The sequence below is a fragment of the Eubacteriaceae bacterium Marseille-Q4139 genome, assembly GCA_018223415.1.
Lineage (GTDB): Bacteria > Bacillota > Clostridia > Lachnospirales > Lachnospiraceae > CABSIM01.
In genome coordinates this window covers 1,486,786-1,512,233 of sequence record JAGTTQ010000001.1, presented here as the reverse complement: position 1 = coordinate 1,512,233, position 25,448 = coordinate 1,486,786, and the positions used below count along the sequence as shown (strand labels likewise).

25 protein-coding genes are annotated in these 25,448 nt (G+C 53.5%); 19 read left to right on the top strand and 6 right to left on the bottom strand.

The annotated features are described in order from the left end of the window. The first annotated feature begins 2 nt into the window (after positions 1 to 2). The 11 genes from KE531_07290 to KE531_07240 all read left to right on the top strand — a co-directional run bounded on the left by KE531_07290 (position 3) and on the right by KE531_07240 (position 12,528). Positions 3 to 947 (top strand): HD domain-containing protein, encoded by a 945-nt coding sequence (locus KE531_07290; protein MBR9953429.1) that lies wholly within the window; start codon positions 3 to 5, stop codon positions 945 to 947. Positions 948 to 1,063: 116 nt separating this feature from the next. After that, positions 1,064 to 2,101, top strand: a complete 1,038-nt coding sequence (locus tag KE531_07285) for a DUF2185 domain-containing protein (protein MBR9953428.1) — start codon at positions 1,064 to 1,066, stop codon at positions 2,099 to 2,101. Positions 2,102 to 2,205: 104 nt separating this feature from the next. Beyond that, the gene (gene rlmD, locus KE531_07280) at positions 2,206 to 3,618 is read left to right on the top strand and encodes a 23S rRNA (uracil(1939)-C(5))-methyltransferase RlmD (GenBank protein MBR9953427.1); all 1,413 of its coding nucleotides are present in this window, start codon (positions 2,206 to 2,208) and stop codon (positions 3,616 to 3,618) included. Between the two features lie 59 nt (positions 3,619 to 3,677). Then, positions 3,678 to 5,246 (top strand): AAA family ATPase, encoded by a 1,569-nt coding sequence (locus KE531_07275; GenBank protein MBR9953426.1) that lies wholly within the window; start codon positions 3,678 to 3,680, stop codon positions 5,244 to 5,246. 586 nt (positions 5,247 to 5,832) lie between these two features. Beyond that, the gene (locus tag KE531_07270) at positions 5,833 to 6,819 is read left to right on the top strand and encodes a P1 family peptidase (GenBank protein MBR9953425.1); all 987 of its coding nucleotides are present in this window, start codon (positions 5,833 to 5,835) and stop codon (positions 6,817 to 6,819) included. Positions 6,820 to 7,018: 199 nt separating this feature from the next. After that, a complete protein-coding gene (locus KE531_07265; protein ID MBR9953424.1) occupies positions 7,019 to 7,915 on the top strand; it encodes a restriction endonuclease in 897 nt (298 codons plus the stop codon). Positions 7,916 to 8,011: 96 nt separating this feature from the next. After that, the gene (locus tag KE531_07260) at positions 8,012 to 8,920 is read left to right on the top strand and encodes a YafY family transcriptional regulator (GenBank protein ID MBR9953423.1); all 909 of its coding nucleotides are present in this window, start codon (positions 8,012 to 8,014) and stop codon (positions 8,918 to 8,920) included. Between the two features lie 18 nt (positions 8,921 to 8,938). Further along, positions 8,939 to 9,268, top strand: coding sequence for a transcriptional regulator (locus KE531_07255; protein ID MBR9953422.1), 330 nt, complete (start codon positions 8,939 to 8,941; stop codon positions 9,266 to 9,268). After that, complete coding sequence (locus tag KE531_07250) at positions 9,258 to 9,890, top strand: GyrI-like domain-containing protein (protein ID MBR9953421.1); 633 nt, start codon at positions 9,258 to 9,260, stop codon at positions 9,888 to 9,890. Before KE531_07255 ends, KE531_07250 begins: the two co-directional genes overlap by 11 nt. 362 nt (positions 9,891 to 10,252) lie before the next feature. Further along, the gene (locus tag KE531_07245) at positions 10,253 to 10,771 is read left to right on the top strand and encodes a hypothetical protein (GenBank protein MBR9953420.1); all 519 of its coding nucleotides are present in this window, start codon (positions 10,253 to 10,255) and stop codon (positions 10,769 to 10,771) included. Positions 10,772 to 10,794: 23 nt separating this feature from the next. Then, the gene (locus tag KE531_07240; GenBank protein MBR9953419.1) at positions 10,795 to 12,528 is read left to right on the top strand and encodes a carbon starvation protein A; all 1,734 of its coding nucleotides are present in this window, start codon (positions 10,795 to 10,797) and stop codon (positions 12,526 to 12,528) included. Between the two features lie 73 nt (positions 12,529 to 12,601). On the opposite strand, the gene KE531_07235 is transcribed toward KE531_07240, so the two are convergent. From KE531_07235 to KE531_07210, 6 genes are all read right to left on the bottom strand, one after another. Further along, entirely contained in the window at positions 12,602 to 13,681 is a 1,080-nt protein-coding gene (locus tag KE531_07235) for a hypothetical protein (protein ID MBR9953418.1), read from the bottom strand. Beyond that, on the bottom strand, positions 13,678 to 14,988 hold the full coding sequence (locus KE531_07230) for an ABC transporter permease (protein ID MBR9953417.1): 1,311 nt from the start codon (positions 14,986 to 14,988) through the stop codon (positions 13,678 to 13,680). The genes KE531_07235 and KE531_07230 overlap by 4 nt, the downstream gene beginning before the upstream one ends. A gap of 21 nt (positions 14,989 to 15,009) precedes the next feature. Further along, entirely contained in the window at positions 15,010 to 16,728 is a 1,719-nt protein-coding gene (locus KE531_07225; protein MBR9953416.1) for a zinc ribbon domain-containing protein, read from the bottom strand. Positions 16,729 to 16,785: 57 nt separating this feature from the next. After that, the gene (locus tag KE531_07220; GenBank protein MBR9953415.1) at positions 16,786 to 17,457 is read right to left on the bottom strand and encodes an ATP-binding cassette domain-containing protein; all 672 of its coding nucleotides are present in this window, start codon (positions 17,455 to 17,457) and stop codon (positions 16,786 to 16,788) included. Positions 17,458 to 17,613: 156 nt separating this feature from the next. Further along, complete coding sequence (locus tag KE531_07215; GenBank protein MBR9953414.1) at positions 17,614 to 18,117, bottom strand: ECF transporter S component; 504 nt, start codon at positions 18,115 to 18,117, stop codon at positions 17,614 to 17,616. A gap of 27 nt (positions 18,118 to 18,144) precedes the next feature. Continuing rightward, on the bottom strand, positions 18,145 to 18,951 hold the full coding sequence (locus tag KE531_07210) for an amidohydrolase (protein MBR9953413.1): 807 nt from the start codon (positions 18,949 to 18,951) through the stop codon (positions 18,145 to 18,147). 285 nt (positions 18,952 to 19,236) lie between these two features. Between KE531_07210 and KE531_07205 the strand changes: the two genes are divergently transcribed. The 8 genes from KE531_07205 (at position 19,237) to fabZ (ending at position 25,442) form a co-directional block, all read left to right on the top strand. Then, the gene (locus KE531_07205; GenBank protein MBR9953412.1) at positions 19,237 to 20,199 is read left to right on the top strand and encodes a ketoacyl-ACP synthase III; all 963 of its coding nucleotides are present in this window, start codon (positions 19,237 to 19,239) and stop codon (positions 20,197 to 20,199) included. Between the two features lie 65 nt (positions 20,200 to 20,264). Further along, entirely contained in the window at positions 20,265 to 20,498 is a 234-nt protein-coding gene (acpP, locus tag KE531_07200; protein MBR9953411.1) for an acyl carrier protein, read from the top strand. A 133-nt stretch (positions 20,499 to 20,631) separates the two neighbouring features. Beyond that, a complete protein-coding gene (gene fabK, locus KE531_07195) occupies positions 20,632 to 21,555 on the top strand; it encodes an enoyl-[acyl-carrier-protein] reductase FabK (GenBank protein MBR9953410.1) in 924 nt (307 codons plus the stop codon). Positions 21,556 to 21,558: 3 nt separating this feature from the next. Further along, positions 21,559 to 22,467, top strand: a complete 909-nt coding sequence (fabD, locus tag KE531_07190; protein MBR9953409.1) for an ACP S-malonyltransferase — start codon at positions 21,559 to 21,561, stop codon at positions 22,465 to 22,467. A 10-nt stretch (positions 22,468 to 22,477) separates the two neighbouring features. Further along, positions 22,478 to 23,221, top strand: coding sequence for a 3-oxoacyl-[acyl-carrier-protein] reductase (gene fabG / locus KE531_07185; GenBank protein ID MBR9953408.1), 744 nt, complete (start codon positions 22,478 to 22,480; stop codon positions 23,219 to 23,221). A 20-nt stretch (positions 23,222 to 23,241) separates the two neighbouring features. Continuing rightward, on the top strand, positions 23,242 to 24,477 hold the full coding sequence (gene fabF, locus KE531_07180; protein MBR9953407.1) for a beta-ketoacyl-ACP synthase II: 1,236 nt from the start codon (positions 23,242 to 23,244) through the stop codon (positions 24,475 to 24,477). A 12-nt stretch (positions 24,478 to 24,489) separates the two neighbouring features. Beyond that, positions 24,490 to 25,002 (top strand): acetyl-CoA carboxylase biotin carboxyl carrier protein, encoded by a 513-nt coding sequence (gene accB, locus KE531_07175; GenBank protein ID MBR9953406.1) that lies wholly within the window; start codon positions 24,490 to 24,492, stop codon positions 25,000 to 25,002. Positions 25,003 to 25,019: 17 nt separating this feature from the next. Further along, a complete protein-coding gene (gene fabZ, locus KE531_07170; protein MBR9953405.1) occupies positions 25,020 to 25,442 on the top strand; it encodes a 3-hydroxyacyl-ACP dehydratase FabZ in 423 nt (140 codons plus the stop codon). Positions 25,443 to 25,448 lie beyond the last annotated feature (6 nt).

The window sequence follows — 25,448 nt, the reverse complement described above, 5'->3', positions numbered from 1 at the left end:
GTATGAAATTTATTGAAACACTCCGCGAGGGGATGCATGTGTCCGGCGTCTATCTCTGCAAAACAAGACAGATTGCGCTGACGAAGACGGGAAAGGAATACGGTTCCCTGACGCTTCAGGATAAAACGGGAACGGCGGATGCAAAGATATGGGAGCTTGGTTCTCCGGGAATCAGCGATTTTAACGCCATGGACTACGTGTTTGTGGATGCCGACGTTACCGTGTTTCAGGGAAATATCCAGCTCAATGTAAAGCGGATCCGCAGGGCCGACGAGGGGGAATATGTCCCGGCCGATTATCTGCCGGTGACAGGCAAGGACATTAAGCAGATGTACCATGAGCTTAACCAGTACATTACGACGATCCGGAATGAACATCTTAGAAAGCTGGCGGCCGGATTTTTTGTCCAGGACGCGGCGTTTGCCAAGGTGTTTGCCAGCCATTCGGCAGCCAAAAGTGTCCATCACAGCTTTGTGGGCGGGCTTTTGGAGCATACTTTAAGCGTGGTGAAGCTCTGTGACTTTTTCTGTAAGCAGTATCCGCTTTTAAACCGTGATCTGCTTCTTGTGGCGGCCATGTTTCATGACATTGGAAAGACGAAGGAGCTGTCGGTATTTCCGGAAAACGACTATACGGACGAGGGACAGCTCATCGGACATATCATCATCGGCGCCCAGATGGTGCAGGAGAAAATAAACGCCATGCCCGGCTTCCCGAAAAAGCTGGAAAATGAGCTGATCCACTGCATCCTGGCCCATCACGGGGAGCTGGAATACGGCTCGCCGAAGAAGCCGGCCCTCATCGAGGCGCTGGCACTCAATCTGGCGGACAATGCAGACGCGAAGATGGAGACTATGACGGAAATTTTGAAAGGCGCCGGGGACAACGGCGGCTGGCTCGGGTATAACCGGTTTATGGAGAGCAATGTGAGGAAAACCGGGGAATAGAAGCTGAAATAAGGATACGGCAGTTCTTTTTTGGAGAGCGTCGTGTCCTTAAATTTTAGGGAGCGTTTTTTGCGACGGGAAAGTGATGGGAGAACCGGAGAAAAGGGGGATGAAGGATGGAGAAAAAGGAGAAGAGCACATATATCAAGGGCGCCGGTGCATGCATCGTTACAAAATCCATTCTTGACGGGACTTCAAGGCTAAAGTGGATGTTCCGGGAAGACAATGGCATCGGGAACGGCTGGTGTGCCCTCGGTGATTCGGATTCGCAGGCGTATGTGGATGACGCAAAAAATCTTGCGGTTGTGGATTTCAATACGCTTGCCGGGATTGAGCCGGTCGTTTGGGATATCTATTTTATGCCGTATGGAGCCGATCTGGAATTCCGTTCGGATGCGGGCGGCAAATATTTTGTCGATGTGAAGACCGGGGCGGAAATCCGGGAGCCGGTGAAGCATCCGATGGAAGCGGCGTTTGAGAAGAATCTGAAGTTCCTCAATCAAAAGGAGTATCCGCCGGAGTTTTTTACGGGACTGTTCCGGGAAAACGGACGGCTCAGGACGGTGGCCGCGGGTGAGGCTGATTTCCCGTCGGGAACGGTGGTTCTTGCGGATCCGTTGGCGTATCTGGGGACGAAATACCAGACGGTGCTGAAGCGCCGGATCCCTGCCGGAAGTTATCCGGTGGTTCTTTCTGTGATGGAGTCGGAAATTGCAGGCTCCCGGGTGGCCGCAGCGAAGTTTAGGATCAGCGGCAGGGATGTGAAGGCATATGAGATTGCCGAGGCGGAAGGTGTGCCTGGAAAAGCCGCATATACATTTTTCGGCGTAGATACCGGGACGGCCTGCTTTGCGGATGAGGCGGCGTCAGAGGAATTTTGCCGCTTTCTTGAGAAATGGCGTGGGGAAAATCCGGGAAAGAACCTTTATGCGGATTATTTTGAGGAACGGTTCCGGGAGAGACGAGAGGACAAGCCGGGGGATGCGCTAAGAAGATGGGATTTGCTGTGCTGGGCGATCCCGGAAAGCGGGAGACGGCTCGTGATGTTTTCCAGCGGCGTTGGCGATGGCATTTACAGCGGATACTGGGGTTTAGACGCTGATGGGGAACCGGCGGAGCTGATTGTGCCGTTTTTGAATCCGGAGTATTTTTAGCAGGCGGGATGGCATGGAAGAGGGAAGCCGGTGCGTTTGACTTGGCGGCGGCGGACTGTTATACTGGTAAAAAATCGGGCCTGGCCCGGAACATGGAGATTGGTATGGAAATCAGGAAAAACGATAGATTTACGCTGGAAATTGAAGACATGAGCGAGGACGGCGCGGGAATAGGAAAGCTTGACGGGTATATCTGGTTTGTGAAGGACGCGCTGATCGGCGATGTGATCGAGGCATCGGCGATGAAAATGAAGAAAAACTATGGATTTGCCAGGCTTATTAAGGTTTTGAAGGCGGCGCCGGGGCGTGTTCCGGCGCGCTGTGCCGTGGCGAGGCAGTGCGGCGGCTGTCAGCTTCAGGAGCTTTCTTATGAAGAACAGCTTAAATTTAAGGAGCGGAAGGTGTACAACCATTTAAAGCGGATTGGCGGGCTGTCTAATCTGTTTCTGCCGGAAGAGGCGGAAGCGGCAAAAGACGTGCCGGGGGCCGTTTTGATGGAGCCGATCATCGGCATGGAAAATCCGTGGAGATACCGGAATAAAGCCCAGTATCCCATCGGCTATGACAAAAACGGCGAGCTTACGGCAGGATTTTATGCGGGCCGGACGCATACGCTGATTCCCGTGCCGGACTGTGACTGCCTGTTGGGATGCGAGGAAAACCAGGGGCTTTTGCGGGCGATTCTGGATTTCATGAAGGAATATGGGATTTTGGCGTATGATGAGACGTCCCACAGCGGGTTGGTGCGCCATGTGCTTTTGAGAAAGGGCTTTGCCAGCGGGGAGCTGATGGTCTGCATCGTCATCAACGGGGAGCGGCTGCCCCATGCCGAGGCGCTTGTAAAGTGGCTTTCTGCCATGGGCGTGCAGAGTATCTCCTGCTCGGTGAACCGGGAGAAGACGAATGTTATCATGGGAACGCGGATTCTTAACCTGTACGGGCCGGGCTATATTACGGATTCCATCGGGAACGTGAGTTATCGGATCTCGCCGCTTTCTTTTTATCAGGTGAATCCCGTGCAGACGGAGCGGCTTTACGGGACGGCGTTGGAGTTTGCGGGGCTTACGGGCGAGGAGACGGTCTGGGATCTTTACTGCGGCATCGGGACGATTTCATCGTTCCTGGCGCAGAAGGCAAAGAAGGTTTACGGGGTGGAGATCATTCCGCAGGCCATCGAGGACGCCAGGGAGAACGCGAAGCGGAACGGGCTTTCCAATGTGGAATTTTTTGTGGGAAAGGCCGAGGAGGTTCTGCCGGAGCAGTATGAGAAGAACCATATTTACGCCGATGTGATCGTGGTGGATCCGCCGAGAAAGGGCTGCGATTCTGTCTGCCTGGATACGATTGTGAAAATGGCGCCGAAGCGGGTGGTGTATGTGAGCTGCGACTCGGCGACGTTGGCGCGGGATTTGAAGTATTTGGGGGAGAGAGGGTATGAGGTGAGGAGAGTTCGGGCGGTGGATATGTTTCCGGGGACCGGGCATTGCGAGGCCTGTGTCGAAATTCACCGAGCTTAGGAAATGAAAGACAGGGAGCCGGGCAAACTGCGAATGCGTCTGCAAAAAGGGGACAAAAGATGGAATACAGGTATTCACAACTGGACAATGATAACAAAAAATGGTTTCAATCTGATTATTCGGCCAGAAGCTTAGTCGAAATTTACCTGCAAAGCGGCAGTCTGAGAGGGTTATATCCTTTTCAGATAGAATTTGAATATCCTATTTCAGCGATCCTGGGGAAAAATGGGTCAGGGAAATCAACGCTGCTGGCGATGGCATGCTGTGCATATCATAATGGAAAAAACGGCTATACGCCCAGTGACAGGAACAAAAATTATTATACATTCAGTGATTTCTTCATACAGACGGCAGACGAAGTAAAAGTCGAGGGGCTTAATATCTATTACAAAATCTGTCATGAAAGATGGAGAGATCCAGAAAAGAAAACTTTATATGCTGGTATGGGATACCAGCGGAGGTATAAAAACAAAGGAGGGAAGTGGAATAAATATGAAAAAAGAGTTTCGAGAAATGTCGTATTTCTCGGAATCCAGAGAATTGTGCCGCCAAGTGAAAGAAAAACGGAAAAGAACTATTCGGGGAGATTTCAATCTGTAAATTTTCCGCAGGAGACAAAAGAAAAAATTTTGAAAATTGCAAGTACAATTTTGGGAAAAACTTATACCTCCCTGGATATTAGAACCGTGGACAAAAGAAGGCTGTTCGTCGTAGACAGGAAAAATAAGCATTACTCAGGATTTAACATGGGCGCAGGCGAAAATGCGATTTTTTCTTTGCTGATTGAACTATTTGCAGCCGGGAAAAACGCCCTCATTGTCGTTGATGAAATTGAACTGGGTCTGCATGAAGAAGCGCAGAGAAAATTTATATTGGAGCTAAAGAAGCTGTGCAAAGAACTGCACTGCCAGATTATTTGTTCTACACATTCTGGAGCAATATTGGATTTGGTTCCCCCGGAAGGAAGATTTTATATCGAAACGCATGATGAAAAAACAGAGATATATAAAGGGATCTCGACCGGCTTTGCAATGAACCGATTAAGCGGTGGTATGCGGAAAGAGGCGACGGTTTATACGGAAGACCCTGTGGGTCAGGCGGTGCTTGAAGGATGCCTGCCGCAGTCGCTCAGGGAAAGGATCAGCATTCTTCCAATCGGCTCGGATCAAGCTGTTTTAAAGCAGTTAAGCGCGCAGTATCGGGAAAAGAACCATAAATGCATTGCATTTCTTGACGGCGACAAGCGAGTCCTGGATGCTCAGGCGAAGAAACAGGTAATCAATCATTTGGAAGCGAGGGTTGGTTCCGACTTTGATGAGTGGATCAGCAAGAGGCTTTGCTATCTACCGGGAAAGGTCTGGCCGGAAAAGTATTTGTTAGAACTGGCGCTCAATAACACCACTGCCGAGCTGCAAAAGATATGGAAGCTTGGCGATGAATCAGAAGTTGTCGAACAGATTGAACGTGCGCTGCTGGCGGGAAAGCATGAAGAGTTTTTCAGCTTATCAACAGGAATCTCACAAGATATTAACGCCGTGAGACTGGATATCATACGATGTCTGGCTGATAAATGTGAGAATATTTTTCAGTATATCTCTGACAGCATATCGCAGATATTGGATCCATAGGAAGATTGAAATAAAAAGGAGGGGCATCTTTTATTCCATAGCCGCTCGATTTAGGGGAAATAAAAAGGCAGCGGGAACGGCGTTTCACCCCAGAAAACCTACCGCATCAAGCGCATCGACAGCGACTATTTTTCTGAAAATTAAAACGGTATTGCTTGGTATTCCAATTTCATAGGTGCTAAAATAAAGGCGGAAACCGAAATAAAAGCAGATTGTCTCATAGGAATTCTCTCCGTTCTCCTTCAAAAGGAAAAGGTAACGGCGCCGTAGCAGGCAGAGAGATTTGAAGTTATTATGAAGGCGGTGTGAGAGAAGTAGTTCCTAGCAAATTGAAAGAGCTTACAATCCCTTATCAAAAAATAGATGTAGATGATATTGGCATACTAAAAATGGCTGTTTTATGAAAAAGCGCCCACAGAAACGGCTGTGCAAAATAGTCAAGCGATCAAGCAGAGCCTTTCTGAAGGAGAAATTCACGAATTTGCATGTATTCGTGTAAAACCGGCGAAACGAAGGGGAATATAACCCGGAAACATTTCGACTAATCGAAACTAGAGGAAAAACTTCAAAGCCAAAGGAGGCCCATATGAAAGGAATACCCATCACAAACTTTGAAAACCTAAAAATAGGAAGCACAGAAAACACCAAGGCGGGAACGGGCTGCACGGTATTTATCTTTGAAAAAGGAGCGGCCGTGGGTCTTGACGTGAGAGGGGGTGGCCCGGCGTCAGTGGAAAGCGAGCTTTTAAAGCCCATGGCGGCGGCTGAGAAGATTCATGCAATTCTTCTCTCAGGAGGAAGCGCCTTCGGCCTTGAAGCGTCCTGCGGCGTCAGAGAGTACCTGGAAGAAAGGGGCATAGGCTTTGACGTAGGGGTCACAAAGGTTCCCCTTGTGTGCCAGTCCTGTCTGTTTGACCTTGCCGTGGGGGAGATCGGTACGCGCCCTGATAAGGCCATGGGCTATGAGGCATGTAAAAATGCGGAAACAGGCAACTATAAGGACGGCAGCTACGGGGCGGGCACAGGAGCTACCGTAGGGAAAGTGAAAGGAATGGATTTCTGCATGAAATCAGGCATAGGAAGCTATGCCGTAAAGACAGGCGAACTGATGGTGGGAGCCGTGGTTGCGGTAAACGCCCTGGGAGATATCTTCGATTGGAAGACAGGAAAGAAGGCGGCAGGGCTCTTAGGAGAGGACAGAAAGACCTTCTTAGATTCCGAGGAGGAGATGCTTAAGATAAACCAGGTGATTGAGAATAAGTTTGCAGGAAACACAACCATCGGGGCAGTCTTTACAAATGCAGAGTTTAACAAGACAAAGCTCTGCAAGATTGCGGGCATGGCCCATGACGGATACGCCCGCTCCATACGCCCCGTTCACACCAGCGCCGATGGGGATAGTATTTACGCGGTATCCCTGGGAGATGTAAAAGCCGATCAGGATATGGTGGGAACTTTGGCGGCAAGAGTAGTTTCTCAGGCGATCTTAAGAGCGGTGGAGCATGCGGAAAGTGCTTATGGCTTTCCGGCGGCAAAGGAATTAAAAAAGGCCCTGGACGAAAAGCAGGCATGAACCCAAAACAGCATGGGGCCGTCCTGAAAACGGAATATACACAGTATGCTTTTCCGGGAACAGTGATCCGTTGAACCAATGGCGAGGGCATGCCAGGGATAGGGCTGGAGCTGCTATCGAATTTTCAAATCTTAGTGTACGGTCTTTTAGAGCCATTTATGTGTGCCGCCAACTAAAAGGCGGCAGAATGGAGATTAACATGAGCTTACCAAAATACTACGAACTATACATTCCGTTTTTATCTGCCATAAGCGACGGAAAAACTTATTCCCTAAAGGAAATAAAGGAATCCATCACCAGTCAGCTTAAACTCGGGGAAACGGAGCTTTTAGAGCGGCTTCCAAGCGGAAACCAGACAGTTTACGATAACCGAATCGGATGGGCGAGGACGTATTTGAAGAAAGCAGGGTTGATTCAGGCGCCGTCGCGGGCTCATTTTCAGATTACGGAGGAAGGGAAAAAGCTGTTTGAAAGCGGCGCCGTCATCACGGACAAGCTTCTGGCAGAGAAATACCCATCCTTTGCAGAATTCAGGGGAAACAAAAAGACAGCGGGATCGGTTTCTGACGATACAGAACAGGATACGGCCGAAACGCCGCAGGAGACCTTTGAGCGGGTGTATCAAAGCATTAACGGGCAGCTGGCCGATGAACTGCTGACAGAAATCATGGGTCAGTCTCCTGTATTTTTTGAAAATCTCGTGGTAGATTTGATGAAGTCCATGGGATACGGGGACGGATTTGTGACAAAAGCCAGCGGGGACGGCGGCATCGACGGCGTTATCCACGAGGATAAGCTTGGGTTTAACCTGATTTACATACAGGCAAAGCGATGGGATCCCAGCACAACGGTTGGAAAACCGGATATCCAAAAGTTTGCAGGGGCGATGATGGGGCCGCCAAGAGTAGAGAAAGGCCTGTTCATCACAACCGCAAAATATTCCCAGGGAGCGAAAGACTTTGCAGATGCCCAGCATATCATCCTCGTCGACGGCCAGAAGCTTACGGAGCTTATGATCGAATATGGGATCGGTGTATCGACTCAGAAAACCTATCGCATCAAGCGCATCGACAGTGACTATTTTTCCGAAAATTAAAGCCGCATTTCCTGGCCTTCCAACTTCACCTATGCTAAAATAAACATGACACACTGCTGTCATGTTTATTTTGTTATGATAAAGGCGGAAACCGAAATGAAAACAGACCGACTGATAGGAATTCTCTCCGTTCTTCTTCAGAAGGAGAAGATAACGGCGCCGGAGCTGGCGGAGAGATTTGAAGTATCGCGCAGAACCATAAACCGGGACATTGACGCGCTTTGCAGGGCGGGGATCCCAATCTGCACGGCACAGGGTGCAGGAGGCGGAATCCGTATCATGGAGGGCTACCGGATGGATCGGACGCTTCTCACTTCAAAGGAGATGCAGATGATTCTGGCAGGCCTCCGCAGCCTCGACAGCGTAAACGGGAGCCGGTACTGCGAACGGCTGATGGAAAAACTGAAGCCGGGGGCGTCGGAATTAGTATGCGGCAGGGACTCGATCCTGATCGACCTGTCTTCCTGGTATAAGGAGTCTCTGGCGCCCAAGATCGCCCTGATTCAGGAAGCCGTAGAAGAACGGAAACATCTGTCCTTTCACTATTATGCCCCGGGCGGCGACAGCGTGCGGAACATAGAGCCGTATTATCTGGTGTTCAAGTGGTCGAGCTGGTACGTGTGGGGCTGGTGCCTTAAGAGGGAGGACTTCCGCCTGTTTAAGCTGAACCGGATGGACATGCCAAAGAAAGAGGAGAGCGGTTTTGAACCGAGGCAGGTTCCCATGCCGGATCTCTCCAACGAACGGATTTTTCCGGCCAATATCCGTGTGAAGGCGCTGTTTGAGCCGGAGATGAAGTGGCGGCTTATGGAGGAGTTTGGCCCGGGCTGCTTTGAAGTGCAGAAGGACGGGCGTCTTTTGTTCCGGATGGACTATGCAGACGAAGACGCGCTGACGGGGTGGCTTCTAACCTTCGGAGACAGGGCAGAGGTTTTGGAGCCGGTTTCCGTGAAGAAACGGCTTCTGGAAACGGCAAAACGGCTGGTTTCGGTTTACTCGGAATAAAGGAAGGGAGGAATCTATATGGCCCAGAAGGAATTGGCAAAGTATGTGGCAGAGCAGTTGGCACCGTTAGGGGATATCCGGTACATCCCTATGATGGGCGGCTGGCTGTTTTATTATCAGGACAAGCTGATCGGCGGAATATATGGAGACGGCTTTGCCGTGAAAGATACGGCTGCATCCAGGCGGTTCATGCCGGACTGCCGGGAAGAGGTGTGGGAACATACGCCGCCTGCGCTGCTGCCATGTACGATTTTGGAGGACAGGGAGAAACTCTGCGAGATGGTGGCGGCCATGTATCCGGAGCTTCCGGAGCAAAAGAAAAAGAGGAGAAAAAAAGATGGCATTTGATTACAAAAAGGAATACAAGGAGTTTTATCTTCCGGAGAAGACGCCGCAGCTTGTACGAATTCCGAAGATGAATTTTATTGCCGTGAGGGGAGATGGCGATCCCAACGAGGCGGACGGCGACTATAAAAAGGCCATCGGGCTTTTATACGGCATTGCTTTTACCATTAAAATGAGCAGGAAGTCCGGACGTGAAATCCAGGGCTTTTTTGATTATGTGGTTCCTCCGTTAGAGGGTTTTTGGAGCAATATGAATACAGCCCTTATACGAAAGGAAGATTTTCGCTGGATTTCCGTGATCCGGCTTCCGGATTTTGTGGAAAAAGAAGACTTTGAATGGGCGGTTTTAGAGGCATCCAGGAAGAAAAAACAGGATTTTTCCGGGGTGGAATTTCTGACGATAGAAGAGGGGCTTTGTGTCCAGTGCATGCATATCGGGCCCTTTGATATGGAGCCGGAAACGATAGAACGGATGAATCAGTTTATACGGGAACATGGATATGAACCGGATTTTTCAGAAGAACGGATGCACCATGAGATTTACCTCTCGGATGTCAGGCGCGTGCCAAAAGAACGGTGGCGGACGGTGATACGGCATCCGGTAAAAGAAGCAGGAAAAAGATAAAAGAACGCCTCCGGCGCCAGCACATGCCGCATCACACACCCTTTTGTCCATAAAATTCCCGAAAAAAATCCTTGCATCTTCGCTAAGACAGTGCTAAAATCCTAACTGTTTTTATAAAAATTTTATAAACTAAGTATCCCGCATACGGAATTTTCCACGTGGAAGCATACTGCGCAGGCAGCCTTTTTTGCCGCACAAGCCCGGCAAGCGGCACCATGCCTGCATGAAGTGCCAGTTTCCGCCGCAGTGCAATTCTGTCCTGAGGGATTACAGGTTCATAGAACGCTCTTACTTTAACGCGTTAATTCGCCGAGCGCTTTTCTATGGAATTAAGAAATTTATGAGGAACAGGAGGGATCCGCATGGATCAGGCGAGGAACCGCAGCGAACTTTTGGAACGCCTGTTAAAAGGCTACGAGACGTATTTCGACACGGAACGGTTCCCGGCCAGGGAAGACGGCCTGCCGCTTGCGGCGCGGTGCAGCTTCCATGTGCATTCCGAAAAATATGTGCTGGTGAAAAAAGCGCAGCTCTGGGCCGCGGACAGCAATGAATACGTCTTCATTTTTTCCGTGCCGGTCTTAACGGAGGAGATCTTCTCCCGGTGCCTGGACTTTGCTGTCCGGGAGGGCATGAAGGAGATCCACCCGGGCCCGGGCCATATGTACAGCTGCATCAGCCCTGTGTTCCTTTGTGACTCCTCGGAAAAAGAGGGGGAAAAGGCACTGAAACGGTGCCGGATCTACAAAAGCTTTCGTTTTTCGTGGTATGGATGGATGAATGTCCATACGGCCGCCCTGATCCGGGAAGGGAACAGGGTCATTACCAACCGAATGGGCCGCGGCAGCGCGAAGTTTATGAAAGATATATTAAAGTCATAACTCTCAAAGGAGGACATAAGAAAATGAATGCAGTCGTAATTCTTGTAGTTGGAATCGCTGTGCTGGCGCTTGGCTACATTTTCTACGGAAAATGGCTTTCCGAGCAGTGGGGCGTCGATCCGAAGCGGACGACACCGGCTCACGAGCTGGAGGACGGCAACGATTATGTGCCGGCCAAAGCCCCGGTGCTCATGGGACACCATTTTTCATCCATCGCAGGCGCAGGCCCCATCAACGGCCCGATCCAGGCAGCCGTATTCGGATGGGTTCCGGTCATGCTCTGGGTTTTAATTGGAGGAATCTTCTTCGGTGCCGTCCATGACTACGGCGCCCTGTTTGCTTCCATCCGCAACAAAGGCCAGTCCATCGGCGAAGTTATTGCCGAGAGTATCGGCTCCCGGGCAAAGAAGCTGTTTTTAACCTTTTCCTACCTGACCCTGATCCTGGTTGTGGCAGCCTTTGCTTCCATCGTAGCCAACACCTTTAAGGCAACCTACGACGCAAACGGCGCCGTTGATCTGGCAGCCAGCTCTGCCAATGCCACCACGGCCATGATTTCCATCCTGTTTATCGTGATCGCCATCATCTTCGGCATCATGGTTTACCGCAGGAACGCCTCTCTGGTGGTTTCCACCGTCCTGGGCGTTGCAGCCATCATCCTCTGCATGGTGATCGGCTACAACTGGCACCCGCTGTATCTAGACGGAACCGTATGGATGATTATCGTGGGCATTTATATTGCGGTGGCTTCCGTAACACCGGTCTGGATCCTGCTCCAGCCGAGGGATTATTTGAGCTCCTTCCTGCTTTACGGCATGATGATCGTAGCCGTCGTCGGTATTCTGGGCGCACATCCGACCCTGGAAATCCCGGCCTTCACGTCCTTTGTGGACACGGCTGAGTACGGCTCCGGCGTATCCCTCGGAAGCATGTTCCCGGCCCTGTTCGTCACCATCGCCTGCGGTGCAATCTCCGGCTTCCACTCCCTGGTGGGCTCCGGTACGACGGCGAAGCAGCTTGACAAAGAGGCAGACGCCCGCCCCATCGCATACGGCGGCATGCTGATCGAGTGTGTGCTGGCGTTAATTTCCCTCTGCGCCGTCGGATACATCTGGAGCGATTACGTTCCCACAGGAATCAACACGCCTACGGCCGTGTTCGCAACGGGAATTTCCCGCATGTGTGCGACGATCCCGTTCTTAGCCGGTGCAGAAAACGTCATTTACTCCATGTTAATTCTGGCAGTATCCGCCTTTTGCCTGACATCCCTGGATACGGCGACCCGTCTGGCCCGCTACATGTTCCAGGAGTTCTGGCTGGAGCCGGGACAGACCTATAAGGACGCATCCGGCTTCAAAGCCGTACTGACAAACCCCTATGTCTCCACTGGCATTACAGTGGTTCTCGGAATCGCCCTGGGCATGACCGGATACGCAAAAATCTGGGCTTTGTTCGGCGCTGCAAACCAGCTTCTGGCCGCCCTGGGCCTTTTGGCTGTCGCCGCATGGCTCGGCTGCATGGGAAAGAACAACAAAATGTTCCTGTTCCCCATGGCGTTCATGCTGGTTGTCACCATCGTGTCCCTGTGCCAGACCATCATGACAAACTTCGGTGCCATCACCTCCGGCACCATGACCGACGCGGCCATCTGGTACTGGATCCGCTCCGGCCTTGGCCTGCTTCTGGTGATCCTTTCCATCGTGCTTGCGGTGGAGGGCGTCCGCACCATCATGGGACAGAAAAAGACCGCAAAATAAAAAAGAATGGCAAAAACACTGCCGCCGCCGGAACCCGGGCATATCCCGGAAGCCGGCGGCGGCATTTTATATTCTATATGGCATGCAGATAATACCACGGCAGGAACAGCCGGCCGATCCATCCCGCCTCCGGAAAGAACCTCGCCGCATCGGCAAAGACCGGACAGAACAGGAGACTGCCCATCAGGAAAAACGGAAGCAGAGAACCGATCAGGCCAGGCCGTCTGAAAATCAGGCAGAGGAGCCAGGAAAAAAGAAGGACGGCAGCCGCGTAAAACGCCATGGAGAAAATCTCCTCTGCCGGATTCTCCAACTCCCCGCCGGCTGCCAAGGAAAAAAGCCCGGAAAGCGCCGCGAGAACCACAGGCGCCGCCATGGAAGCAATCCGGCATGCCGCGCGGTTCTGCCAGGGAACCGGGACAAAAAGGCCGCGCTTTTGATCGGAAGCCCCGACGGCGGCCGCGTAAATCCCCGTGACATAGACAAAAACGGCCGCCAGCCCTCGGACAGGGAACACGCCGGAACCGGCGTCTGGCGTGACGACCTCGGCATCCACCGTTTCATAGGAAAACCGGAAGGTGCTGCCGTTTTCTGCCCACCTGTCATAAAGCCCGGCCGCTTCTTTGGCCAGCGCCTTCCGTTCCTCACTTCCCGGCTCTCCGGCGAAGTCATAGGCGCTCCCGGATTCCACGTACTGCGAAAAAAGCTCCGGGTCATAGAGGGAGATCAGTTCGGCAAACACCACCTCCTGCGAAAGCTCGGCCGTCACGGTCGTGGGGGCTGAAAACACCCGGATGGCACGCTTATAATCTTTTTTCTCCATTCGCTCCCCCAGGTCAGCCGCGATGACATAGCCGCATTCCGCCCGTCTGGAGGCCACGTCTTCTTTCACCTGCTTTGCGTCCTCACAGGCATAAAACGAAAACATGCCTTCCGCGTCCGTGAGCGCCGCAAGAAGCCGGAAGGAGAGCGCTGTCTGCGCGGATCCGGCCGGCTCCGTGCAGACGGCAATCCGGATCCGATTATCGCCGCTTTTGTCTGCAAGATTTAAGAGAAAAGCCGCCGCCGGAAGAGCCAGAAGAACCGCCAGAAAAGAAAGCCGCTTTAAGTACCTGCGGCAGGAAAGAAAAAACCAGGACACAGCCTGTCTCATCGGTTCCTCACCTCCATCAGCCGGCATCCGCCAAAAAGGATCACCCCAAGGAAAAAGAGCCTGACTAAGACACCCCAGTCCCAGGCGCCCGTTAGAAACACCTTCCCCGCGTCCATCCAGACGGCAGACGGCATATATGGCGCCGCCTTCCGCAGGGCCTCCGGGAGAAAAATCACAGGAAGGAATCCGCCCGCCAGAATATGCTGGCCGATTCCCGCCAGAAAAAGGAGCATGACGCCGCCTAAAAGCGTCCCGGCAAATTCAAATAAAAACACGGCAAATGCCGCCGCCGTCCAGCAGAAGAGCAGGAACAGAAGGAGCGCGGCCGCCGCCGAAAAAAACGTACTGCCGCCAAAATCCGAAAGTGCGGCAAACGGCCCCGCCTGCATGCCGCCTGCCGCGCGGCCAAAATCTCCAAAGTCCGCCGGGAACGGCCGCCCCGCCCACAGGAAGTACGCAGCCCACGAAAGACCGACGACGGCCATATAAAGGCTCCCAAGCCCCAAAATTCTTCCGGCGCAGCGGGCAGACGGCCCGATGCCCGTCCGGGAGAGCTGCTGCTTCATGGCCCGCCCCCATGGAAGCAGGAAGTCGGCCGCCGGAATCGCCAGAAGAAGAAGCGCCAGCACGAACATGCTGATCCCGTAATAAGCGGCAAGCCCCACCTCCCCGGTGGCCGTCACCTCCTGGGAAAAGAAATAGTCCTCCCGCGGCAGGCTGTAAGACAAAAAGATCTCGTTCAGATCCCGCTCCAGCGCCGAAACGGCCTCACGGCGGGCTTCCTCAGAGATCCCGACCGCCTCTCCGGCCGTCCGTATCAGCTCATCCCCCGCGTAAATCCCAGCCTGGGCGGCCCCCAGGGTTTTTGCTCCGGCATCGGTCAGTTCCTTAAAAATCAGGCTTTCCGTCCCGGAATTTTCCGGAAAAATCACCCGGACGGGGATGTTGCTGCCGTCCATGATGCCTTCCACCATCCCCTCAGGGATTTCCATGACGGCAAACAAATTCCCTGCCTCCAGCTCGTTTATGGCATCCTCCCGCTCCATGTAGTGAAAGTCGCAGAGGCTTTTTACGTTGTCGAGGGAAGTAATCATGGAGAGTACCTGTTTGGCAAACGCGTCCCCCTCCGGCATGACGGCGCCGATTTGGATCCGCCTGCTGACAGCGTCCCCATAGAGAAGCTTTCCGAAAAGAAAACCGGCCGTGCCCGCCAGAAAAAGAAGCAGGAGGGCGCCGAAAAGAAGGCGCCCGGCCCGCTTCCAGGCCCGTTTGATTTCCAGAATCCAGAATGTCCCGCAGGGTTTCATGTCTGTCTCAGTCCTTTGCTGTTAAGATAAGTCCGCAGTGCCCACGATCAGGGAGATGAACTTGAAGTAAAGGGATACGAGCAGATTGTTCCAGTCGTCCTCGGTGGCCGCCAGCACATCCATCGTCTCGCCTGCCGGTGCCGTGACTTCCGAAGTGAGCGGGCCGTATGCGAAGTCGCCGCTCACGGTGACGCTCTCTTCCCCGGCGTTCAGAGTCAGCTCGTCAAAGACGCATGTGATCGAAGTCCCTTTTTCGAGCTCTGTGACAATGCCCTTTCCGGCGATGGAAACGGGTGCATCTTCGGGGGATTCCAGCGCAAAATTCAGGTCAAAGTCCCCGGAAGAAGAATCATAGGAGCCGCTCCATACAATCTGAAGGGCGGCGGTGCCTGCCTCCTCAACCTTTAAGACGGATTCGGAAGCCGCCAGAGAGCCGTCATAGCTTCCTGTTTTTTGGAACGTGATGGCCACAGACTCGCCAGCCTGGGAAATCAAAAGCTCCCCGTTCCAGTTTTCCATTAGATAGCTTCCGCCTTCTGCTGTCACACGGAAGGAAAGGTCAGAATTTGCCTCTCCGGACTCCGGCTCCGGAAGAATTGTCGTGGTGCCTTCAAACTGTGCAAGGCGTCCTTTGGAGTCCACATAAACGGTCATATCCACATCCGTGAGCTGGCTGTCGAAAAGCGCGATGAGCTCGTCAACCTCAGCCCTGACGTCGCCGTAATCCTCTTCCAAAAGTTCCTCAGCCGTGAGCACTTCCCCAAGGCTTGAGTCAAGCGTTTCTTCCATTAAAAGGGCGCTCAGCCGGAGCTGTTCCAGATACTGACTGCGGAATTCCTCGTCGTTTAAGAAAAAGTCGGCGGAAGTCCGAAGAAATTCGATCATGGAATCCTTGCTCACATGTACCTGGTAGCCGTCGCAGGACACCTCCTGCCCATCCAGGGTAAACGTGCCTTTTTCGCCCCGTTCCACGGTCAGAGCTGCTTTAAAGCTCTCCTGGGCCTTGCAGCCCGCCTGATACCGCTCGATCAGAGCAGCAAAATCCAACGGGTTCTGGGACACCTGTTCCGCCTGGTCGAAAAATTGATCCACCTGTGCGGCAACTTCTTCGGCATCCTGCCCCTGTTCCGCAAGCATCGGCCCGATGGTCGGGGACGCCGCCAGGCGGTCAGCCAGCCCCTCGCCCAGATCCAGATAAAGCACCGGATCTATTAACTCCGGCGACGCAAACATCAGCTCCCGGCCGCCGAAGTAAAGATTCATGCCAAGAAAATCCATGCCGCCGTAAACGGCCGTCAGATCCATGCCAAGCTTCTGGTTTTCCAAATCAGACTTTGTCTCCAGCCGGAGGGCAGCGCCATTGATGGCGGATGTGTCGATGCCGGTGGAGCCGTCCATCCGGAGCGTCATGCTGGTCTCCGAGTTTTTTGTGCCAAGCTCATTGGCAAACTGGCGGAAACCAAAAATTTTCTCCGACGGGCTTTCCTCACCGGCGTTCATCCACTGGGAAAAGGCCGCAATCACCGTCTCTTTCGGATCCTTTCTGGACGATATCACGGCCGCAGCCGCGCAGACGGCGATGACAGCGACGGCAATCATCGCCAAAAGGATGGTTTTCTTCTTTTTGCCGCCGCCGTCCTGTTCGGGCGTCTCCGGCTCTTTCACCGTCACAGACAGCCCGCAGTTTGGACAAGTCCGTTCCTGATCGTTAAATTCTGTTCCGCATCTCTCACATTTCATCCGCAATTCCTCCCTTTCGTCTCAGATTTTGCTTTTGTAAGCCAATAGAACCGTTCTCTAAAAACAGGAAATCAGCCGTTCCTCCGAAATCCCGGGGTCTTCCCGGTTCAGGATCCCGTCTCTCAGAATAAATAACTTCGTACAGAGTGCCAGCTCTTCCATATCATGAGAGGTCAGGATCACCGTGCCGCCGCCCGCCAGATAGTGCTTTAAATACGCGCGGATATCGGCGCGGCACTTCAAATCCAGGGCGGCCCCCGGCTCGTCGAGAATCAAAACGGGCGCCTGGTTGGAGAGGGCACAGGCGATGCTCAGGCGCTTTTTCATGCCGCCGGAAAGCTTTCCCGCCTGCTTTTTTGCCATGGCATCGACGCCAAGCATGACGGCCGCATCGGACTTCATGGCCGCCTTTAGGCTCCCATGGCCGCCGCGGTACCAGAGGCGAAAATTGTCGCGCACCGTCAGCTCCTCGATGAGCGGATTTTCCTGAGGCACATAGGCCGCACTGTCCGCAAAGACCTTCGGATGGCCGACGGCCTCTTTTCCGTCAAAGCGGATGCTGCCGCCGTCTGCCCTCAAAGCACCGGCCAACACCGATAAAAGCGTGGTTTTCCCGCAGCCGTTCCCGCCGGCAATGCCCACGCATTCGCCGGGTTCGGCCGTAAACGAAATATCCTTTAAAATCCTGGCCCGTCCATAGGATTTTTTGATGCCCTGTACCTCCAGCATACGCACGTCCTCCTGCGTTCCGTTTCCTGTTCCTAACCCTACTATACCGTTTTTATGGAGCGGACGCAAGCGCAGGAGACAAAAAAGTGCGTTTCCCTGCGCGGAGCGGATTTCCGTCTCGGACAGCCTGAAAGGCAATAAAAAAGACGGCCTTCTTTAAGAAGAAAGCCGCCTGCTTTTCAGGGCCCGCTCAAACACGCCGCAGAGCAGTCCGCCGAGGACGATTCCGGCGCAGGACTGAGCCGTCAGGGTGAACAGTTCTCCGAAGGCCACAGCCGTTCCATAGAGCGGGATTTTCACGAGCGTGTACCCGGCCACGTGAAGAATGCCGCCGCATACGGCCCCGACAAGCCAGCCGTATTTATATTTTGGAAGAAGCCGGTACATGATAACGCCCATGACGAGGGCCCAGAGGCCTTTTAATACCATGGTCGGCAGAACCCAGACGGCGTATCCGCCGAGGAAATCCGCGATTCCGGCGCCGAGGCTTCCGGCAAGGACGCCGCGTTTTGTGCCGAAGAGGCAGACCGTCAGGATAATCATGCAGTCGCCCAGGTGGGTGTACCCGAAAGGCGACGGGATTTTGAAGCAATACGTTCCGATGAACACGAGAGCGGCCATGACCCCTGTGTAGGCCAGCTCAGAAGCAGAGTATTTCATGCTGTTTTCTATCCTTTCTATAATAAATTAAAGCCCCATAAAGGCCGCCGCATTCTTATAGAAAATCCGCTCCAGCCCTTCTTCATCGACGCCGCAGGCCAAAATTTTCTGGATTTCGACAGTCGGATGGTGGAACGGCGAGTCAATGCCGAACATGACGCGGTCATGCCCAACAGTCTCGTAGGCATTTTTGATCTGGCAGCTCATGGAGGTGCCGGAGGTCTCTAACCAGATATTCTCATACTTTTTCGCCATGGTGATGGCCGCGTCCACGTAGACGCCGTGGGCATGTCCCATGTGGATCATGACGATAGGAAGGTGCGGATGGCGCTCGGCGAGAAGGCCAATCTGCCACGGGAGCGAAAACGGCGGGTGCCCCGAGTGGATGAACAGGGGCTTTCCGTACTGCTCGCAGAGCTCGGCCGCCGGATCCACACAGGGCGCGTCGGCCGTGTAGCCGTCAAACAAAGACTGGAGCTTGGCGCCGGCAAAGCCCTCGTCCCTGAGATAATGCTCCAGCGCGTCGTAGGCCGGCTGTCCCTCAGCGCAGTTAATCCACATGAGCGGGATGATTTTATCGGGATGCGCGCGGTAGGCGGCAGCCACGTCCTCGTTTTCGTGACAGCCGGACGGGCAGAGAATCGTCTTTTCAATATGGTAGGTTTCCATCTGTTCCAGAAGCCGTTTTGTGTCAAAATGGATGTTGAACGGGCTTCCGAAGGCGCCGATATGGGTGTGGGCGTCGATTTTTTTATGAGCCGTGAAAATTTCCGGCACGATTTCGCCGGACGGGAAAGCCTGACAGTTTTCCGCACAGGTGAAAGAATTGTCCATAAAGCAGTCCTCCTTGTAAAATGTGAAGCTTCATCTGGCACCATCATAAGACAGATATGGCATGATTGAAATATCCAATTTTAGAATAATTGAGCAGTCCAGATGAAGAAAAACAGCCGCTGCCCGCCGTTTATCTGCCCCGTACCGCGAAATTCCCGAAAAAACGTCGAAGAAATCATACCGGAGAACGAAAAAACAGCTTGACAAAACAGCCGCCAGGAATTACCATATTCATAATTAGTTTGAATCTCAAAGTATCTAAAAATCTACACATAAGGAATGAATATGACAGCCAGAATTGCAGGAATCGGTATTTGTGTACCGGAAAACATCATTACGAACGACGATTTGGCAAAAATTGTGGATACAAACGACGAATGGATCAGGAGCCGCACGGGAATCTGTGAGCGGCGGATCTCCACCGAAGACGGAACCTCGGCGTTGGCTGCAAAAGCTGCGAAAAAAGCCCTTGAGGCCGCCGGCGTAAGCCCGGAGGAGATCGACATCCTGATTTTAGGAACGTCGTCGCCGGATTACAATTATCCAAGCGGCGCCTGCGAGGTTCAGGCCGCCATCGGCGCTGTCAATGCAGTGGCGTTCGACATTTCCGCCGCCTGTGCCGGCTTTATTTTCGCCATGGAGATTGTACAGGGCTTTTTCCAGGCCGGCATCTATAAGACGGCGTTAATCATCGGTTCGGAAACCTTAAGCAAGGTGACGGACTGGAGCGACCGCGGCACCTGCGTGCTGTTCGGCGACGGAGCCGGAGCCGCCGTTTTAAAGGCGGATGAAAAAGGCATCATCGACATGATGATGGGCTCCGACGGGACGAAAGGCCCTGTCCTGGCCTGCCAGTCCAGGACGCTTGGGAATTTCCTCACCGGCACGAAGCCGGAGATCGGCTTCATGACCATGGACGGCCAGGAGGTTTTCCGGTTTGCCGTAAAGAAGGTGCCGGAAAGCGTCGAGATCCTTTTAAAGAAGACGGGGATCCCAAAAGAGGAGATCAAATATTACGTCCTTCACCAGGCCAACGAGAGAATTATCGAGGCGGCCGCCAAGAGGCTCAAAGAGCCCATGGACAAATTTCCGATGAGCATCAGCCGGTATGGAAATACTTCTACCGCTTCGATCCCATTACTCTTGAATGAAATGGTAGAACATGGTATGCTAGAACCGGGCGACAAGATTGTCATGTCAGGCTTCGGCGCAGGCATGACCTGGGGCGCCGTTCTTCTGGAGTGGTAGAAAAGCTCCGAATGAAGATAAAAGAATAAGAAAAATAAAAAGTAAAGGAAAAGGAGAACAAAACCATGTTAGAGAGAATGAAAGAATTGATTGCAGACCAGTTAAGCGTAGACGCAGCTACCATCACAGAGGCTTCCTCTTTTAAGGATGACCTTGGAGCAGATTCCCTGGATCTTTTCGAGCTTGTTATGGCTCTTGAGGACGAGTATTCCGTAGAGATCCCGGCAGAAGACCTTCAGCAGATGGCTACGGTCGGCGACGTTATGAAGTACTTAAAGGACAAGGGCGTAGAGGACTAATCTCTGGGCCGCAAAGGGCAGAACTGTGAAAGCGCATGATGCGAAAAAAGGTGCGAGGGCGGGATTTCCGCCCTTCCTTTTAAATTGCAGTATGCATGACAGAATAGAAATCCGGAAAGGCGAGTAATAAAAGATGAAAACCAGAATCACAGAAATGTTAGGGATCGAATATCCGGTCATTCAGGGCGGCATGGCATGGGTGGCCGAGCACCATCTGGCAGCGGCCGTATCCGAGGCCGGCGGCCTTGGCTTAATCGGCGCAGCCAGCGCGCCGGGCGAGGTGGTAAGAGAAGAGATCCGTAAGGCAAAGGAACTGACAAAGAAGCCGTTCGGCGTCAACATCATGTTGATGAGCCCCCACGCAGACGATGTGGCAAAGGTTGTCGTGGAGGAAGGCGTCAAGGTCGTAACGACGGGAGCCGGAAACCCCGGCAAGTACATGAAAATGTGGAAGGATGCAGGCATCATCGTAATCCCGGTGGTAGCTTCCGTAGCCCTTGCAAAGCTCATGGAGCGCGGCGGCGCTGACGCTGTCGTGGCAGAGGGAACCGAGTCCGGCGGACACATCGGCGAGTCCACCACCATGACGCTTGTGCCGCAGGTAGTCGACGCCGTTTCCATCCCGGTCATCGCAGCCGGCGGAATCGCAGACGGAAGAGGCATCGCGGCTTCCTTCATGCTGGGCGCAGAGGCCGTCCAGATGGGCACCCGCTTCGTCGTGGCAAAGGAATCCATCGTACATGAAAACTACAAGCAGAGAATCATCAAGGCCAAAGACATCGATACCGTCGTCACGGGAAGAAGCCACGGCCATCCGGTGCGCGGCTTAAGGAACCAGATGACGAGAGAGTATATTAAGATGGAGAACGAGGGCGCAACCTTCGAGCAGCTTGAACTTCTGACCCTGGGCGGTTTGAGAAAGGCCGTCATCGAGGGAGATGTCAACGACGGAACCGTTATGGCCGGCCAGATTGCAGGCATGGTAAAGAAGGAACAGACCTGCAAGGAGATCATCGAAGAGATCATGGCAGAGGCAGAGCAGTTATTAAAGAGGTAAAATATGGGCAAGACAGCGTTTATTTTTCCGGGACAGGGCGCGCAGTATTGCGGCATGGGCCAGGACTTTTATGAAAATTCAAAGACGGCGAAGGCGGTTTTCGACAGGGCAACAGAGCTTTTAGGCTTTTCCATGCCGGAGCTCTGCTTTGAGAAGAACGACCGTCTCGACATTACGGAATACACACAGGCGGCCATGGTGACGGTGAGCGTTGCCATGATGAAGGTCATGGAAGAACAGGGCTTTCGGCCGGATGTGGCGGCAGGCTTAAGTCTCGGAGAATATCCGGCGCTGGTGGCAGCGGGCGTCATGTCCGCAGACGATGCCATCCTCACGGTCAGGAAGCGCGGGATTCTCATGCAGGAGGCAGTTCCGGCGGGAATCGGCGGCATGAGCGCCGTCCTGGGGATGACAGCAGAACAGATCAATGAAGTTGTGGATCCCATTGAAAATGTCCAGGTGGCAAACTACAACTGCCCGGGACAGATTGTAATTTCCGGCAAAAAGGAAGCCGTGGAGGAGGCGTCTGAAAAGCTTAAGGAAGCAGGCGCAAGGCGCGTCCTGCCCTTAAACGTCAGCGGGCCGTTCCATTCCCACCTTCTCGAGGACGCCGGGAAAAAGCTTGGCGAATATCTGGAAAACGTGACGATCTCGGAGCCGGTGATCCCCTATGTGGCAAACGTGACCGCCCAGTATGTGACGAGCGCGGCCGACGTAAAGCCGCTCCTAAAAAAACAGGTATCGTCCTCCGTCAGATGGCAGCAGAGCGTGGAAACCATGCTGGCCGACGGAGTCGACCGGTTCATTGAGATCGGGCCCGGAAAGACCCTTTCCGGCTTTATAAAGAAGATTGATAAGGGCGCAGCCGTCCTTAATATAGAGAAACTGGAAGATCTGGAAAAACTGAAATAAGGAGAACCCAATGAATCTGAGTGGAAAAGTCGCCCTGGTGACAGGCGCGAGCCGCGGCATCGGCCGTCAGATCGCAGTGACCCTCGCCGGATACGGCGCGGCCGTCATCGTAAACTACAACGGGTCTGAGGCAAAGGCTGCCGAGGCAGTGGAAGAAATCGCGGCAAACGGCGGAACGGCCGAGGCGATCCAGTGCAGCGTATCGGACTATGAAAAAGCAGGAGAAATGATCTCCGGCATCGTAAAAAAATACGGCCATCTCGATATCGTAGTGAACAACGCGGGCATCACCCGTGACAACCTGATTATGAAAATGTCGGAGGAAGACTTCGACGCGGTCATCGACACCAACTTAAAGGGCGCCTTTAACTGCACAAAGCACGTGGCGCGCCAGATGTTAAAGCAGAAGAGCGGCCGCATCATCAACATTTCCTCGGTTTCCGGCGTCATGGGAAACGCCGGCCAGGCAAACTACTGTGCTTCCAAGGCCGGCCTGATCGGGCTTACAAAGTCTGTGGCAAGGGAGCTTGGGAGCCGCGGGATCACGGTAAACGCCGTTGCGCCCGGCTTTATTAAGACCGAGATGACAGACGTCCTTCCCGAGGACGTGAAAAAGGCAATGGGAGAGCAGATCCCCCTTAAGAGATTCGGAGAGACGAAGGACATTGCGGAAACCGTCGCATTCCTGGCGTCTGAGGGAGCCGCCTACATCACCGGCCAGGTGATTTCCGTGGACGGCGGCATGGCGATGTAGAGAAGAAGGAGAAGAAAAAAATGAACAGAGTTGTAGTAACCGGAATGGGAGCCATCACCCCGATTGGCAACGACGTGGAATCGTTTTGGGAAGGCTTGAAAAACAAAAAAATCGGTTTCGGCCCCATCACATATTTTGATACCACAGAATATAAGGCGAAGGTTGCGGCTGAGGTCAAGGATTTTGACCCGAAGCAGTACATGGATCCGAAGGCCGCCAGACGGATGGAGCTGTTTTCCCAGTATGCGGTTGCTGCATCTGCCCAGGCCTTAAAGGATGCCGGCATTGACATGGAAAAGGAAGACCCGTACCGCGTCGGCGTCTGTGTGAGCTCCGGAATCGGAAGCCTCCAGGCCGTAGAGCGCGAATATAAAAAGCTCATGGAGAAAGGGCCGTCCCGCGTCAACCCGCTTCTCGTACCGCTTATGATCAGCAACATGGCGGCCGGGAATGTGTCCATCCAGTTCGGCTTAAAGGGAAAAAGCTTAAACGTCGTGACGGCATGCGCCACAGGCACCCACTCCATCGGTGAGGCCATGCGCTCCATCCAGCACGGCGAGGCAGACGTGATGGTGGCAGGCGGCGCTGAGGCCAGCATCACCCCCATCGGCGTCGCAGGCTTCTGCGGGCTGACGGCGCTCTCCACCTCCGAGGATCCGGCCAGGGCGTCCATCCCCTTCGATAAAGAGAGAAATGGCTTCGTCATGGGCGAGGGCGCAGGTGTCGTAATCCTGGAGTCCTTAGAGCATGCAAAGGCCAGAGGCGCAAAGATTTATGCCGAGGTCGTCGGCTACGGCGCCACCTCCGATGCGTTCCATATCACGTCCCCGGCAGAGGATGGAAGCGGCGCTGCAAGGGCCATGGAAAACGCCATGAACGAGGCAGGCATTAAACCGGAGCAGATCGACTACGTGAACGCCCACGGAACGGCCACCCATCACAACGACTTATTCGAGACGAAGGCCATCAAGCTGGCCCTCGGCGACCATGCATATAAAGTAAAAATCAACTCCACCAAGTCCATGGTGGGCCATCTTCTCGGCGCGGCAGGCGGCGTGGAATTTATCACCTGCGTGAAATCCATCGAGGAGGGCTTTGTCCATGCGACGGCAGGCCTTCTTGTGGACGACCCGGAGTGCGACTTGGACTACACCAAGGGCGACGGCGTGAACATGGACATCACCTACGCCATCAGCAACTCCCTGGGCTTCGGCGGCCACAACGCCAGCCTTTTAGTGAAGAAATTTGAGGAATAAGGAGCAGGGCTTATGGAAATTAAAGATATGATCGAGCTTATGAAGGCCGTTTCCGAAAACGCCCTCACAAGCTTTGAGTTAGAGCAGGGTGATTTAAAAATCACCATGAAAAGAGAGAAAAAAGTCGTAACGCCGACGGTTCAGGTAGTCGGCGCCCCGGCCGTACCGGCTGTACCGGCCGAGCTTTTATCCGGCCAGACGGCAGGCGTGATGCCGGCGGCCCAGACGGCAGATCCGGCAGACAGCGTATCCGGCGGGACAGAGGCAGCCGTATTCGGCGATGTGGCTTCCGATAAAGTCGTCACCAGCCCGCTTGTGGGCACCTTCTATTCCTCTCCGTCCCCGGATGCAGAGAATTTCGTGAAGGTGGGCGACACGGTGAAAAAAGGCCAGGTACTCGGCATTGTCGAGGCCATGAAGTTAATGAATGAGATCGAGAGCGAGTACGACGGAATTGTGGACGCAATCCTTGTAAAGAACGAGGAGGTCGTGGAGTACGGCCAGCCGTTATTCCGCATCCGTTAAGCCGCAGGAGGAAAAACATGTTAGGAATCAAGGAAATTCAGGAGATTATCCCCCACCGCCATCCATTCCTGCTCATTGACTGTGTGGAAGAGCTGGAGCCGGGCGTCGGCGCCGTGGGCTATAAATCCGTGACATACAACGAGCCGTTTTTTGCGGGCCACTTTCCCCAGGAGCCGGTGATGCCGGGCGTCCTGATCGTGGAAGCCCTTGCCCAGACAGGCGCTGTGGCGATTTTGAGCCTGGAGGAAAACAAGGGGAAAACCGCATATTTCGGCGGCATGAACAACGTAAAGTTTAAGAAAAAGGTGGTTCCCGGCGACAGGCTGCGCCTGGAATGCAAAATTATCAAGAGAAAAGGCCCGGTAGGAATCGGCAGCGCTGTGGCGACCGTGGACGGCAAGGTCGCGGTATCCGCAGAGCTCACGTTTATGATTGGTTAGGCTGGT

Excerpts from the sequence above, each read along its gene's own strand:
- KE531_07290 (MBR9953429.1), top strand. The coding sequence starts at position 3 with ATGAAATTTATTGAAACACTCCGCGAGGGGATGCATGTGTCCGGCGTC.
- KE531_07285 (MBR9953428.1), top strand. The coding sequence starts at position 1,064 with ATGGAGAAAAAGGAGAAGAGCACATATATCAAGGGCGCCGGTGCATGC.
- rlmD (MBR9953427.1), top strand. The coding sequence starts at position 2,206 with ATGGAAATCAGGAAAAACGATAGATTTACGCTGGAAATTGAAGACATG.
- KE531_07275 (MBR9953426.1), top strand. The coding sequence starts at position 3,678 with ATGGAATACAGGTATTCACAACTGGACAATGATAACAAAAAATGGTTT.
- KE531_07270 (MBR9953425.1), top strand. The coding sequence starts at position 5,833 with ATGAAAGGAATACCCATCACAAACTTTGAAAACCTAAAAATAGGAAGC.
- KE531_07265 (MBR9953424.1), top strand. The coding sequence starts at position 7,019 with ATGAGCTTACCAAAATACTACGAACTATACATTCCGTTTTTATCTGCC.
- KE531_07260 (MBR9953423.1), top strand. The coding sequence starts at position 8,012 with ATGAAAACAGACCGACTGATAGGAATTCTCTCCGTTCTTCTTCAGAAG.
- KE531_07255 (MBR9953422.1), top strand. The coding sequence starts at position 8,939 with ATGGCCCAGAAGGAATTGGCAAAGTATGTGGCAGAGCAGTTGGCACCG.
- KE531_07250 (MBR9953421.1), top strand. The coding sequence starts at position 9,258 with ATGGCATTTGATTACAAAAAGGAATACAAGGAGTTTTATCTTCCGGAG.
- KE531_07245 (MBR9953420.1), top strand. The coding sequence starts at position 10,253 with ATGGATCAGGCGAGGAACCGCAGCGAACTTTTGGAACGCCTGTTAAAA.
- KE531_07240 (MBR9953419.1), top strand. The coding sequence starts at position 10,795 with ATGAATGCAGTCGTAATTCTTGTAGTTGGAATCGCTGTGCTGGCGCTT.
- KE531_07235 (MBR9953418.1), bottom strand. The coding sequence starts at position 13,681 with ATGAGACAGGCTGTGTCCTGGTTTTTTCTTTCCTGCCGCAGGTACTTA.
- KE531_07230 (MBR9953417.1), bottom strand. The coding sequence starts at position 14,988 with ATGAAACCCTGCGGGACATTCTGGATTCTGGAAATCAAACGGGCCTGG.
- KE531_07225 (MBR9953416.1), bottom strand. The coding sequence starts at position 16,728 with ATGAAATGTGAGAGATGCGGAACAGAATTTAACGATCAGGAACGGACT.
- KE531_07220 (MBR9953415.1), bottom strand. The coding sequence starts at position 17,457 with ATGCTGGAGGTACAGGGCATCAAAAAATCCTATGGACGGGCCAGGATT.
- KE531_07215 (MBR9953414.1), bottom strand. The coding sequence starts at position 18,117 with ATGAAATACTCTGCTTCTGAGCTGGCCTACACAGGGGTCATGGCCGCT.
- KE531_07210 (MBR9953413.1), bottom strand. The coding sequence starts at position 18,951 with ATGGACAATTCTTTCACCTGTGCGGAAAACTGTCAGGCTTTCCCGTCC.
- KE531_07205 (MBR9953412.1), top strand. The coding sequence starts at position 19,237 with ATGACAGCCAGAATTGCAGGAATCGGTATTTGTGTACCGGAAAACATC.
- acpP (MBR9953411.1), top strand. The coding sequence starts at position 20,265 with ATGTTAGAGAGAATGAAAGAATTGATTGCAGACCAGTTAAGCGTAGAC.
- fabK (MBR9953410.1), top strand. The coding sequence starts at position 20,632 with ATGAAAACCAGAATCACAGAAATGTTAGGGATCGAATATCCGGTCATT.
- fabD (MBR9953409.1), top strand. The coding sequence starts at position 21,559 with ATGGGCAAGACAGCGTTTATTTTTCCGGGACAGGGCGCGCAGTATTGC.
- fabG (MBR9953408.1), top strand. The coding sequence starts at position 22,478 with ATGAATCTGAGTGGAAAAGTCGCCCTGGTGACAGGCGCGAGCCGCGGC.
- fabF (MBR9953407.1), top strand. The coding sequence starts at position 23,242 with ATGAACAGAGTTGTAGTAACCGGAATGGGAGCCATCACCCCGATTGGC.
- accB (MBR9953406.1), top strand. The coding sequence starts at position 24,490 with ATGGAAATTAAAGATATGATCGAGCTTATGAAGGCCGTTTCCGAAAAC.
- fabZ (MBR9953405.1), top strand. The coding sequence starts at position 25,020 with ATGTTAGGAATCAAGGAAATTCAGGAGATTATCCCCCACCGCCATCCA.